Source organism: Clostridium sp. (assembly GCF_036569345.1).
GTDB lineage: Bacteria > Bacillota > Clostridia > Clostridiales > Clostridiaceae > Clostridium_AD.
This window is the reverse complement of record NZ_DATCQT010000175.1, coordinates 23,804-36,139: the sequence shown is the minus strand read 5'-3', so window position 1 is coordinate 36,139 and position 12,336 is coordinate 23,804. Positions and strand designations below refer to the sequence as shown.

Here is a 12,336-nt window from a genome sequence, read left to right as displayed (position 1 = left end):
TTATTATCTCCTTAATTTTGTTTTTATTTAATATTTTAATTTCCTAATTAATTTTATTTCTGGTTTTACAGGTGGCTTTAAAATACTACTTCCCCTCTGGCTTACTTTATCTTCGTTAATATTTAATTCTCTTGCTATTATAGATACAACCCTATTTTTGCAAAAATCCCCTTGGCAAAGTCCCATTCCAGCCCTTGTACGTCTTTTAATAGCATCTGTAGAATTAATTGGAATATTTCTATGAATAGCATCTACAATTTCAGATTCTGTAACCGACTCACATCTACATATTATGTTTTTTGATGGATCTTCATGGTTTACTTTCCCATCAAAATTTTTATCCTTTTTTACCACTATCCCTTTCCTTTGTGGATTGAAATCATTCTTACGAGTAAGATTTAATCCTGACTCTTTAAGTATATCTACCACCATCTCTGCAATTGCAGGTGATGATGTAAGTCCTGGTGAATCTATTCCAGCGACATTTATAAACCTTTTAACTTTGCTCTCCTCAATAATAAAATCACCTGTACTACTGGTAGCTCTTATACCTGAAAAAGTAGTCAAGGCCTTAGATAGATTAAAATTAGGTATAGACATTCTAGCTGCGATAATAACATCTTTTAAAGTCTGAGCGCTAGTTGATACATCATCTCTATCACTCACCTGCTCCGCATCAGGTCCTATCATAAAATTACCATGGTATGTGGTAGTTACGAGTATTCCTTTCCCCTTATCTGTAGGCACTTGGAAAATAACAGTATTTACAAGGTGCCCTTGATCTTTTCCCATTAGAATATATTGCCCTCTCTTAGGTAGTATTTTAAAAGAATCTATTCCTACCATATTAGCTATATTATCACTATGAAGTCCAGCAGCATTTATAATATATCTTGCTTCAATATCTTCCTTATTTGTATGAACAATAAATTTTTCTTCTAAAGTTTCTATAGATATTACTTCATTCTCAAGCTTTAATTCTACACCGTTAGTTATTGCATTTTCTACTAATGCTATTGCAAATTCGTAAGGTGATGTTACTCCTACGCTTTTAGCATAAAGTGCCGCAATTACCTCGTGACTTAAGTTTGGCTCTATTTCTTTTAACCTGTCTCCTCTTATAATCTCTAAATCATCACATCCCGCTTTTAGACCATTCTCGAAAAGCTCATTAATTTTTTTCTCATCTTCTTCGTCAAACCCAATCACCAAAGCTCCTGGCATTCTGTACCCAAAATTTAATTCACTATCAAGTTTACCATACATTTTATTTCCTTTTGCACATAATTTTCCCTTTAATGTACCATACTTTGCAGCATATCCACCATGAACTATCCCACTATTAGCTTTTGTCGCTTTTGTTGCTACATCATCTTCTTTTTCTAAAATTGCTATTTTTATATTATATCTTGAAAGTTCCCTTGCTATGGCTGCTCCTACTACTCCTGACCCTATAATAATTACATCATACATATAAAAATCACCTCTCAACATATTGTGAATACTTAATCTTAGTTAGTATCTATTATAATATAAATATTTGTATTATAATAGATATTTTCACTAAAATAACCTTTTATAAATTTTAAAATATTAGCAATTTAATACTAGAATCCAAAAACCGATTGTAAAATGTAATATACTGCTATATAATTAAAGAGAAATAATAATATATGTGCTAGGGGTGCCTTATGGCTGAGATATGAATATAAAATTCATTAACCCTTATACCTGATCTGGATAATACCAGCGGAGGAAAGCGGTTATGATGTATAAATACATTAGCTATATTCCTTTGAGAATATAGTTTTTTTGTTTTTACCATAATAGTTCTGTAGCACAATACGTGGAGGTTATATAAATGAATTTTAACGATCGAATTGCTGAAATTACCAAAAGTCCTATTTCTATTTTTGCACTACTAGGGGTGTTTTTATTAATTTTTGCAGTCTTAAAAATCAGGAAAATTAAATTTACTACTCAAATGATTGCCTTAGTTGGCATGTCTATTGCATTAGCTACTTCATTACAACTAATTACTATTTTTAAATTACCACAAGGTGGTAGCGTAACTGCTGGAAGTATGATTCCAATAGTACTTATAGCTCTATTTTACGGTCCAGAAGTTGGTTTTTTGACTGGCTTTTTATTTGGAATTGTTAATTTTTTGTTGAATCCATTTGCAATCCATCCAGTTCAAGTATTATTTGATTATCCCCTTCCTTTTATGGCTATTGGAATAGTTGGCTACTTTAGAGCATGTAACATTAAAGGAATTCTCGTTGGGGTAATCCTCGCAATGCTAGCAAGGTTCACATGCCATTTCATATCTGGCGTAGTATTTTTCGGAAGTTATGCAAATGGTGGTTCAGTTTATTTATACTCATTAATTTATAACGGTTCATACATGGGACTAGAAACAATTATTACCTGTGTAATTATTGCGATTCTACCTATAAAACGTTTATCTCAGATAGTACTAAACAGAGCTAACTAGGAATGTGTGAGCACTTATAATCAATAAAACATCCCCCCCTATTAATAATCTAATTTTAAAATTAGATTATTAATATTTTTTTGTAAAAGGAAATTCTTTGTCTATGTAGAATAGTATAAGTAGAATACGTTTACAAAATATGGACAACGGAGGAGATGTATGAAAATTTTTAAAAAGATTACGTCCTTTGCGCTTGCTTTATTTGTCGCAGGGTCGCTAAGTATTAGCAATATAAATGTACAAGCTAAGTCAATTTCAATTTCTGGTACTACTCTTGTAACCTATGCAAAACAATTTATTGGTACGCCGTATAAAAGTGGAGGAACTACCTCAGCTGGTTTTGATTGCTCGGGTTTTACTATGTATATTTTTAATCATTTCAATATAAAATTACCACGTATTGCCAAAGATCAAACATCAAAAGGCACTGCGGTTAGTAAATCTAACTTACGAACAGGAGATTTAGTTTTCTTTGGATCACCAATAAATCATGTTGGTATGTATGTTGGAGATGGTAAGTTAATACATTCACCTAAACCAGGATCAGCTGTTAAAATTATAGAATTAAAATATATGCCAGGTTATAACACGGCTAGACGAATAACAACTTAGTAATTTTATATTTTTCTAAAAGTTATTAAGGGGATGTTTAATTTGAAAAATAAGTCCAAGCTATTATGTATAATTATCTCAATAAGCTTTATAACTCAGGGGTGTAGCAGGAAAGCTGCACCGATTGTTGATAAAAGCCAACCGAAAACCTCTGTAAAGACCGTGCAAAAGTACTTTTCATCATATACTGGTGAAGAAGTAACCAAGGAAGTATTAGATAATATTGCTGTATTTGCCATAGTTGAAAACTCCGTAGATGCAAGGCCTCAATCTGGATTAAACGCTGCAGATATAGTTTATGAAACAATGGCCGAGGGTGGTATTCCTAGATTCATTGCATTATTTCAAAAAAATGATGTGCAAAAAATTGGACCGATCAGAAGTGCTCGGTCTTATTTCTTAGATATTTCAAAGGAATATAACCTGCCCTTTGCTCATTGTGGAGGAAGTCAAGAAGCACTTGATATGATTAGCGATGAAAAATTAATGAGTATGAATGAAATGACAAAAGCTTCTACATATTGGAGAGATTCTATAAGAAAAGCTCCTCATAACCTTTATACTTCTACCCAGAAGCTAAGTGCTCTTGTTAAGACAAAAAAATTCACATACACCCCTACTCTAAAATTAAAATTTGATAAGAGTTATTGGGACAATGTTAAACTATCACTTGCATCAAATGTACTTTTAAAAATAAACAAATTATACAACACTAGCTACACCTTTAAGAATGGACTTTACCTAAAAAGCATGGATGGAAAGCCTTCAAATAACAAAGAGGATAATCTTCCCCTAGCCTTTAAAAATATAGTGGTGCAGATTACTTCTATTAAAACACAAACAGATGGAAAGCATTTAGACATTGAACTTGTGGGCTCGGGGAATGGTTATGTTATTAGCAATGGTAAGTTTGTTAAAATGCACTGGTTTAAAGAAACTACCACATCACAAACTATTCTAACTGATGATAAAGGTAATGATTTGCCCTTAAATCCTGGTAAAACTTGGTGGAATATTGCAGATAAAAGTACCGTTGTTGATATAAAATAAATCGGGAACTATTTTGTAACATAATAGTTCCTATTTCTTTGGTATTCTTTACCATATATTATATTGCGTAACAATAATACAAATTGTTACACAATATAGTGTAACCAAGTATGTTTTTTCTCATAACCTAATATTACAATAATTCTAATTGGAGTAGAAGATGATTAATTTAACCCTAACACCTCTACACTATATATATCTTATCTTCATTATTGTAATCATATTTGCTATGGTGAAGAAGAAGGATATAACACTTATTTGTATATTAGGTATCTTTATCTTGGGAATCGCAGGTACAGGGTCTATTTCAAAGTCTACCATGGGAGTATTTAATAGTTTTGTTTACGCAACAAAAGAGTTAATGCCTACCATCTTTATAATATCCATTGTAACTGCTATGAGCAATACTCTTGTAGCTTCTGGCATAAACGATGAAATAGTGTCTCCTTTTAAGGGAGTCATTAAAAATTATTGGGTTGCTTATTGGGTTATCGGAATTGTTATGATGATTTTATCCTGGTTTTTTTGGCCATCACCGGCCGTAGCTCTTGTTGGCGCATTATTTTTACCTATTGCTATAAAAGCCGGATTACCGGCCATGGGCGTTGCGATCTCAATGAACTTGTTTGGACACGGCATTGCCCTATCAAGTGATTATATAATTCAGGCAGCACCGAAACTTACCGCTGGTGGTGCGGGCATACCTATTGCAAGTGTTATATCTGCAAGTATTCCGCTTGTAATTACAATGGGTTTAGTTACAACTACTGTAGCATTTTATTACCTTAGGAAGGATATTAAAGCAGGAATACTACTTGTAGGTTCCAAAGTAGAAGTAGCTACTAGTAATTTAGAAGATGTAATGCTTATTTCTTCTAAAAAGCTTAGAATGACTTTGGCACTACTTATATTAGCCCTTTTCGCAATAGACATCTATATAATGTATACTGCAAAACTTCAAGGTGGAGATGCAACAGCTCTTATTGGAGGCACAGCTGTATTTGTATTAAGTGTAGTTTCAATATTTACCTATAAGGAGCGATCTCTTGAAAAAATTACAGATAATTTAGTTAAAGGTCTACAATTTGGATTCAAGATATTTGGTATTGTTATTCCTATAGCTGCTTTCTTCTATCTAGGAGATTCAGCAATCAATGATATTTTCGGAAAAATACTTCCCGCAAATTCTAATGGAATTGTTAATGACTTGGGTGTTGCGCTTTCAAATATAGTTCCAATGAACTCAATTGTCTCAGCCAGCACAATTACAGTGGTGGGTGCAATTACAGGACTAGATGGCTCAGGTTTCTCCGGTATACCTTTAGTTGGATCTATTGCTAAAATATTCTCAGCTACTTTAGGTGGCGGAATAGCAACACTTACAGCACTAGGACAAATAGCTGGTATATGGGTAGGTGGAGGAACAATAATTCCTTGGGCAGTAATACCAGTAGCAGCTATTTGTGGTGTGGATCCCTTTGAACTTGCTAAAAAAAATATTAAGCCGGTAATTATAGGGTTAGTAGTTACTACAATAGTTGCTATATTCATTATTTAGTTTAACGAAATTTCAGAGGGAAGTCTCCCAATAATATAAGTGGGGGACTTCCCTCTGAATTATAATTCACTATATTTTCTAAGAATAATTATTTTGCTAATAATTGAGCAACTAATAATTTATTGCTTTCTACACATTTACCACAGCCAGTACCAACTTTAGTAATATCTTGTACTTCTTTAAAAGACTTAGCACCTTTTTTGATAGCATTGTTTAAATCTTGTACAGTAACTTTAAAACATCCACATACTACTTCATTGTCATCTATTTTTTTACTTAATAATAATTTATTTACTAATGCTTTATTACCCTCTACACAATTACCACAACCAGTGCCAACTTTAGTAACAGATTGTACTTCTTCGAATGACTTAGCACCATTTTTGATAGCATTATTTAAATCTTTTTGAGTAACTTTAAAACATCCGCATACTACTTTATTATTATCCATCTTATCCCCTCCAATTAGTTCTTTAATTTTCGAAATTATTGATTTTGTCATTTTTACATTCCCCATCTCTTTATTTATTATATTATGTAAAAGCCTAAGCATGGATTTTACCTTGCCCTAGTTCTATTAAGTAAATAAGTTATTATAAATAACTTGTAAACTTAATAGAACTAACTTACTTTATGTAAGTATTTTATAATAACATACTTACTTTTGTCAAGTAAATATGTTAAAATAATTAGAGGAGATGATTATCATGGATAAATTTCATTTATGTCCACGCTTTGAGGCTGCTTTCGAGATTTTAGGAAAACGGTGGACTGGATTAATTATACGTACCTTATTAAGCGGTTCAAAAAGATTTTCTGATATGCAAAAAATCATTCCCTCTTTAAGTGCACGTATGCTTACAGAAAGATTTAAGGAATTAGAAGAACAAGGCATTATTGTTCGCGATGTTTATCCGGAAATGCCTGTACGTATAGAATATTCACTTACGAATAAAGGCAGAGATTTAGAAAAAACTATGGATGAAATTCAAAAATGGGCGGAAAAATGGTCATAAAAAAGGGACTTGTCATTATCAGTACTACTGATAATGACAAATCCTTTTTGTTTTATTTAGATTAGCTTTTTATAACTTCTTCCTCAGTTTTTGTCTGCTGATTTGATTCTATGTTTTCCACTGGAGCAACAGTTTCTTCCACAATGGCTTCCTCTACAAGAGGTTGTTCTTCTACAACAACTTTTTCAGCAACCTTATTTTCCTTTATACTTTCTTTTATAGCGTCATCGTTAACTTCAACCTTACTTAATAACATTAGACATTTTGAAACTTTTTTATTTACTATGCTCACACCTAATAGAAGAAATGCGATGCCTCCATATAAAGCAATTGGTTCAAATATTCCTGGGAGTAATTGCGATGTCATTAATTCTTTTCTTACAGTTGCAACAGCATATCCTTGCGCAACATATTGAGTAACAGCATTTTTATATATATAAACATTGTTAATTAATGTTACAACCCCAAGAATTGCAACAATTGAAGCTACAACAATCATAAAAATTGAAATAATAGCTTTTCCCGATTTTTTAGACATTTTTTTTTCTTTAAGTTCCATAATAATTTACTCCTTTACGCCCTTTAAGGCTATATTATAAATTTCTCTACTACTAACTTGATATTGTTTTAAAGTATCATCTGTTTGTGTTACTAATACTACCAAATAATTGTTGCATTTAAGTGTCAATATTGTGAACAATTTATAACTAGTTTCTCTAAACTCTCCAAAATAGATAATTTTGATTAAAAACGAAAAGGAATAAAGGTATATTTCTAGAATATAGTATTTAGGAAGTAAAAAAAGATATCACAATAGGAGATGGTTTTATGAATTTCAAATTAACAGAGGAACAGGAATTGATTAAAAAAACTGTTCGAGAATTTGCTGAACTAAAAATTGAACCAATTGCCTTTCAACTAGATGAAAAAAATATTTTTCCAGAAAAAATTGTAAAGGAACTGGGAGCACTATCTATTATGGGGATTCCATATCCATTGAAATATGGCGGTGCTGGCAAAGATGCAATAAGTTATGCCATTGCTGTAGAAGAGTTATCCAGGGTAGATGGAGGTGTTGGTGTTATTTTATCAGCACACGTATCACTAGGATCATGGCCTATTATGGCATTTGGTACAGAAGATCAAAAAGAAAAATATCTTACGCCACTAGCTTCTGGTAAAAAACTTGGTGCCTTTGGCCTAACTGAAGAAAATGCCGGAAGTGACGCAAGTAAAACAGAGACTACAGCTATTTTAAACGGTGATCATTATATTATTAATGGAGCTAAAATATTTATCACGAATGGTGGTTATGCAGATACTTATGTAATATTTGCAGTGACAACTCCAGGAATTGGAACCAGAGGGATTAGTGCTTTTATTATAGAGTATCCAACAGAGGGATTTACCATTGGCACACATTACAATAAAATGGGGATTCGTTCTTCTGCTACGGCTGAATTACTATTTCGCGACGTAAAAGTACCTGTAGAAAACCTTCTAGGAAAAGAAGGGCAAGGGTTTAAAATTGCTATGCAGACCTTAGAGGGTGGACGTATCGGCATTGCATCCCAAGCACTAGGAATTGCGCAAGGAGCTTATGAAAAAGCCTTAATTTATTCTAAAGAAAGAAATCAGTTTGGTAAACCAATTTGTGAGCAACAGGTTATCGCATTCAAACTTGCGGATATGGCTACCAAAATCCGTGCTGCTCGATTTATGGTATACAGTGCAGCATCTTTAAAGCAAGATCATGAATCATATGGAACTGAGGCTGCTATGGCGAAATTGTATGCTTCCGATGTTTGCTTAGAAGTTGTTAATGATGCAGTTCAAATTTATGGTGGTTATGGATATATAAAGGGCTTTGCCGTGGAACGTATGTATCGTGATGCTAAAATTTGTACAATATATGAAGGTACAAATGAAATTCACAAACTAATTATCTCACACGCTATTTTGCAAATTCCCAAAAAAACTCCACCAGCTAACACTAGTAATGATGTAACTAGCGGAGCAAGTATACCAATGCCAAAAGTAATAAAAGAAAACCGTAAATGCATTATTATAAAAGAAGGATCTGCAAAGGAAAAAATAGATACACTCCTAAATTATCTTAAGATAGAGAACATCAAAAGTAATTCAATCGGTCATAAAGGTGTAAGTATCATTGAGGCTGATAAAGTGTGCAGTATTGGCCGTGGACTTACCGCCAAAGAGGACTTACCTATAATAGAAGCCTTAGCTGATGTTGTTGGTGCTGAAGTTGGTTGTTCTCGCCCAATTGCTGAAGAAAACGAATGGCTACCACTTGACCGGTACGTAGGAATATCTGGTCAAAAATTCACAGGGTCGTTGTATATAGCTATTGGTATATCCGGTCAGATTCAACATCTTCGTGGCATTACTGATGCCAAAGTCATCATTGCCATTAACTCTGATGAAAAAGCTCCAATATTTTCACATACGGATTATGGCATTGTAGGAGATTTGTATGAAATTGTACCTCTTCTCACTCAAATTTTAAAACAATAATAAATTACAAAAGTATAATATACTACAAATAATTTTAAGGAGATAAATGATACTGTAATAGTATCATTTATCTCCTTACTTTAATTTCTTTATAACAATTTATTTAACAAAGGTTCCATCATCAATTTCTTTAAAGGCCTTTTTAAGTTCTTCTTGGGTATTCATAACAATAGGTCCACCCCATGCAATTGGTTCATTTAATTGTTGTCCTGAAAACAGAAGAAAACGAAGCCCTTTTTCTGATGCTCTAGCTAATAACTCCTCACCATTATTAAAAAGCACTGCTCTTTTACTAGTGATTAAATTCTCATCAGAATTTTCAAATAAACCTTCACCTTCAACTATATATATAAACAAATTTGTGTCTTTACTAGTATCTAATTTCCATCTAACACCGGGTTTCATATCAACGTCTAGGAATAGCATTTTTACGTGTTCACCTTGAACAGCGCCCGAATTACCTTTATAATGTCCAGAAATAATTCCTATTGTTGAACCATCTTCTTCAATTTTAGGTACCATCTCTGCTCTTATATCTCTGTATTTTGGCATCGTCATTTTATCCACTCGTGGTAAATTAAGCCAAAGCTGAACTCCTAGCATTCTACCACATGCTTGTGGCATCTCTTGATGGAGTATACCACTTCCAGCTGTCATCCATTGACAGCAACCATCTAATATATTGCCCTTGTTTCCTAAACTGTCTAGGTGTTCAATATCCCCCTTTATAAGGTACGTAACTGTCTCAATTCCCCTATGAGGATGCCACGGAAAACCTTTTGTATAATCCTCTGGGTCTTCAGAATCAAAGGCATCCAACATTAAAAATGGATCAAATTCATTAACATCTGGTGCACTAATCACCCTAACAAGTTTGACTCCAGCTCCATCATATTGAGTGGTTCCAGTTACTATTTTACGTATTGTTCTAGTTTTCATAATATTTTCCCTCCATAATATTTGTAGTAAAACAGAATAAATATTTCCTAATTATACAATAAAATATAAAATTCTTCAATAAGTATATTATTTTTTTATCTAAGCTGTATCAATTAATAAAACACTAAATCATTACAATTGAATGCCTTATTTAGTAAGTTATATTCTTTTTTAGCAAAATATTTATTTCTTCTTCTGGAACTGGTCTACTAGCAAGATAACCCTGAAACATATCACAATTATGCTTCTTTAAATAATCTAATTGTTCCTTTGTCTCAACACCTTCACCTATAACACTTAACCCCAGCTTCTTGGCTAAAATAATTATAGTTCCTGTCATACTTTTAACATCATCTTCTGACTTTATATCTTCTATAAATGACCTATCTATTTTCACAATGTTTATAGGTAACATTTTCAGATATGTTAGGGAAGAGTATCCACATCCAAAGTCATCCAAAGCAATTTTAATATTATTATCTTTTAGCTTATTAAGCTTTTCAATTACTAAGTCCATAGATTCGATTAATGCTGATTCTGTTATTTCAATTAAAAATAATTCAGGAGGAAGTCCTATATTTTTGATAGTATCTAAAACAAAATTCGTAAAATCCTTCTGTAGAAGCTGAAGAGCAGAAACATTTACCGAAACATAAAAATTTGTAAACCCACTGTCATAAATCGATTTTGCATATTTGCAGGCATTTATAATCACCCAATTACCTATTTGTATTATTATTCCGCTTTCTTCAGCAGGCTTGATAAATTTATCTGGAAAAACAAGCCCGTCTTTGGGGTGCATCCATCGAATTAAAGCCTCAAAACCCTTGATTACCCCACTTTTAACATCAATTATCGGCTGATAGTACAACATAAACTCATCATTTTTTAACGCTTTTTCTAAATTAGCTTGCATTTTAATTTTTTCCATTGCAGTATCACCCATTAACCTATGGTAAAAGGTATATGTGCTTTTTCCAGACTCCTTAGATTTATACATGGCTGTATCAGCATTTTTAAGAAGTTCATTAAAACTTGTCCCATTATCAGGATAAAGAGCAATGCCACTACTATGAGTTACATGAAACATATTCCCATCTATAGAAATTGGATTTGCTAATGACTCAAGTAAAGCTTTAGAATACACCTCTACTTCTTTTTTATCTAAAATATCTTTAATCAAAATAGTAAATTCGTCTCCACCAAGCCTAAATGCCATCATATTTTCATTTAAAACTTCTGTTAACCTTACCCCAATTTCAACTAGGAGCTTGTCCCCTGTCATATGTCCATAAGAATCATTAACTAACTTAAAATTATCTAAATCCATAGAAATCAATGCAAATTCGCCACCAACCTTATGACAATTTTTAATTTCTTTTAGTATCATTTTGCGAAACATAACCCTATTGGGAAGAGCAGTTATGGAATCGTAATACGCCATTCTATGGATTTTTTGTTGTTGATCTTTTAGTTTAGTAATATCAGTAAAAGCACCAAATACTTTAGTAGCTATTCCATTTTCATCATATTCACACTTAGTATTGGACAATACCCATTTATAGTTTCCATCTTTAGCCTTTACTCTGTATTCAAAAGCTTCCACTTCTACTTTTGTTTCTACTTGATGCTGTATACTTTTTTTTACCCACTTAATATCCTCTGGATGAACAATATTAAACCAGGCATCCATTTCTTTCATTTCTTTTCCACTATAACCAAGAATGTCAAAAAGCTTTTCTGAAAAAATTCGTTTCTTATTAATCAAATCGCCTTCCCAAATTATATCCATGGTGGACTCGGCAACAATTCTATATCTTTCTTCACTTCTCCAAAGTGCCTCTTGTTTTTGTGTTAATTCGAGTATATTCTCCTTTAATTCTTCATCTGATGCAGCAATTTCTTCATAAATAGCAGTGATCTCATCATTTTTCATTATAAGCTCTTTTTCAGCCCGTGTTCTAAGATAGATATTTCTTAAAAGCGTAGAAATTAATATTAAAAGAAAAATGACTAAAACTACAATAAAATATATAAAATATAAGTGAATTTCCATATAAAACTCCTTTAATAAGTATCAAGTTATAGATTCTACATAGTTACTTATTCTTCCTTCTTTTTCGTTCAAT

11 protein-coding genes and 1 riboswitch are annotated in these 12,336 nt (G+C 32.5%); of the genes, 6 read left to right on the top strand and 5 right to left on the bottom strand.

All coding sequences use genetic code 11. The features are described from left to right. Positions 1 to 27 precede the first annotated feature (27 nt). Positions 28 to 1,473 carry an NAD(P)/FAD-dependent oxidoreductase gene (locus VIM70_RS17830; protein ID WP_331947131.1) on the bottom strand — a complete coding sequence of 482 codons (1,446 nt, stop codon included), beginning with the start codon at positions 1,471 to 1,473 and terminating at the stop codon, positions 28 to 30. A gap of 197 nt (positions 1,474 to 1,670) precedes the next feature. Further along, positions 1,671 to 1,775: riboswitch (TPP riboswitch) on the top strand. Between the two features lie 86 nt (positions 1,776 to 1,861). Here VIM70_RS17830 and thiT point away from each other — a divergent pair. The 4 genes from thiT (at position 1,862) to VIM70_RS17810 (ending at position 5,717) form a co-directional block, all read left to right on the top strand. Continuing rightward, a complete protein-coding gene (gene thiT, locus VIM70_RS17825; protein ID WP_331947130.1) occupies positions 1,862 to 2,497 on the top strand; it encodes an energy-coupled thiamine transporter ThiT in 636 nt (211 codons plus the stop codon). 159 nt (positions 2,498 to 2,656) lie between these two features. Further along, positions 2,657 to 3,109 carry a C40 family peptidase gene (locus VIM70_RS17820; RefSeq protein WP_331947129.1) on the top strand — a complete coding sequence of 151 codons (453 nt, stop codon included), beginning with the start codon at positions 2,657 to 2,659 and terminating at the stop codon, positions 3,107 to 3,109. A 42-nt stretch (positions 3,110 to 3,151) separates the two neighbouring features. Next, positions 3,152 to 4,159, top strand: a complete 1,008-nt coding sequence (locus VIM70_RS17815) for a DUF3048 domain-containing protein (protein ID WP_331947128.1) — start codon at positions 3,152 to 3,154, stop codon at positions 4,157 to 4,159. Between the two features lie 160 nt (positions 4,160 to 4,319). After that, entirely contained in the window at positions 4,320 to 5,717 is a 1,398-nt protein-coding gene (locus VIM70_RS17810) for a hypothetical protein (RefSeq protein WP_331947127.1), read from the top strand. 88 nt (positions 5,718 to 5,805) lie between these two features. Here the strand turns inward: VIM70_RS17810 and VIM70_RS17805 are convergent, their stop codons facing one another. Continuing rightward, a complete protein-coding gene (locus VIM70_RS17805; protein ID WP_331947126.1) occupies positions 5,806 to 6,219 on the bottom strand; it encodes a (2Fe-2S)-binding protein in 414 nt (137 codons plus the stop codon). Positions 6,220 to 6,424: 205 nt separating this feature from the next. Here VIM70_RS17805 and VIM70_RS17800 point away from each other — a divergent pair, with 205 nt between their 5' ends. Continuing rightward, entirely contained in the window at positions 6,425 to 6,733 is a 309-nt protein-coding gene (locus VIM70_RS17800; RefSeq protein ID WP_331947125.1) for a helix-turn-helix domain-containing protein, read from the top strand. A 61-nt stretch (positions 6,734 to 6,794) separates the two neighbouring features. Here VIM70_RS17800 and VIM70_RS17795 read toward each other — a convergent pair whose 3' ends face one another. Next, positions 6,795 to 7,292, bottom strand: coding sequence for a hypothetical protein (locus tag VIM70_RS17795; protein ID WP_331947124.1), 498 nt, complete (start codon positions 7,290 to 7,292; stop codon positions 6,795 to 6,797). A gap of 269 nt (positions 7,293 to 7,561) precedes the next feature. On the opposite strand from VIM70_RS17795, the gene VIM70_RS17790 reads away from it, so the two are divergent. Next, on the top strand, positions 7,562 to 9,268 hold the full coding sequence (locus VIM70_RS17790) for an acyl-CoA dehydrogenase family protein (protein ID WP_331947123.1): 1,707 nt from the start codon (positions 7,562 to 7,564) through the stop codon (positions 9,266 to 9,268). Positions 9,269 to 9,367: 99 nt separating this feature from the next. Here the strand turns inward: VIM70_RS17790 and VIM70_RS17785 are convergent, their stop codons facing one another. Then, positions 9,368 to 10,207 (bottom strand): pirin family protein, encoded by an 840-nt coding sequence (locus VIM70_RS17785; protein ID WP_331947122.1) that lies wholly within the window; start codon positions 10,205 to 10,207, stop codon positions 9,368 to 9,370. Positions 10,208 to 10,358: 151 nt separating this feature from the next. After that, positions 10,359 to 12,263 (bottom strand): putative bifunctional diguanylate cyclase/phosphodiesterase, encoded by a 1,905-nt coding sequence (locus VIM70_RS17780; protein WP_331947121.1) that lies wholly within the window; start codon positions 12,261 to 12,263, stop codon positions 10,359 to 10,361. Between the last annotated feature and the right edge of the window lie 73 nt (positions 12,264 to 12,336).

Excerpts from the sequence above, each read along its gene's own strand:
- VIM70_RS17780 (WP_331947121.1), bottom strand. The coding sequence starts at position 12,263 with ATGGAAATTCACTTATATTTTATATATTTTATTGTAGTTTTAGTCATT.
- VIM70_RS17790 (WP_331947123.1), top strand. The coding sequence starts at position 7,562 with ATGAATTTCAAATTAACAGAGGAACAGGAATTGATTAAAAAAACTGTT.
- VIM70_RS17805 (WP_331947126.1), bottom strand. The coding sequence starts at position 6,219 with ATGACAAAATCAATAATTTCGAAAATTAAAGAACTAATTGGAGGGGAT.
- VIM70_RS17795 (WP_331947124.1), bottom strand. The coding sequence starts at position 7,292 with ATGGAACTTAAAGAAAAAAAAATGTCTAAAAAATCGGGAAAAGCTATT.
- thiT (WP_331947130.1), top strand. The coding sequence starts at position 1,862 with ATGAATTTTAACGATCGAATTGCTGAAATTACCAAAAGTCCTATTTCT.
- VIM70_RS17820 (WP_331947129.1), top strand. The coding sequence starts at position 2,657 with ATGAAAATTTTTAAAAAGATTACGTCCTTTGCGCTTGCTTTATTTGTC.
- VIM70_RS17800 (WP_331947125.1), top strand. The coding sequence starts at position 6,425 with ATGGATAAATTTCATTTATGTCCACGCTTTGAGGCTGCTTTCGAGATT.
- VIM70_RS17810 (WP_331947127.1), top strand. The coding sequence starts at position 4,320 with ATGATTAATTTAACCCTAACACCTCTACACTATATATATCTTATCTTC.
- VIM70_RS17830 (WP_331947131.1), bottom strand. The coding sequence starts at position 1,473 with ATGTATGATGTAATTATTATAGGGTCAGGAGTAGTAGGAGCAGCCATA.
- VIM70_RS17785 (WP_331947122.1), bottom strand. The coding sequence starts at position 10,207 with ATGAAAACTAGAACAATACGTAAAATAGTAACTGGAACCACTCAATAT.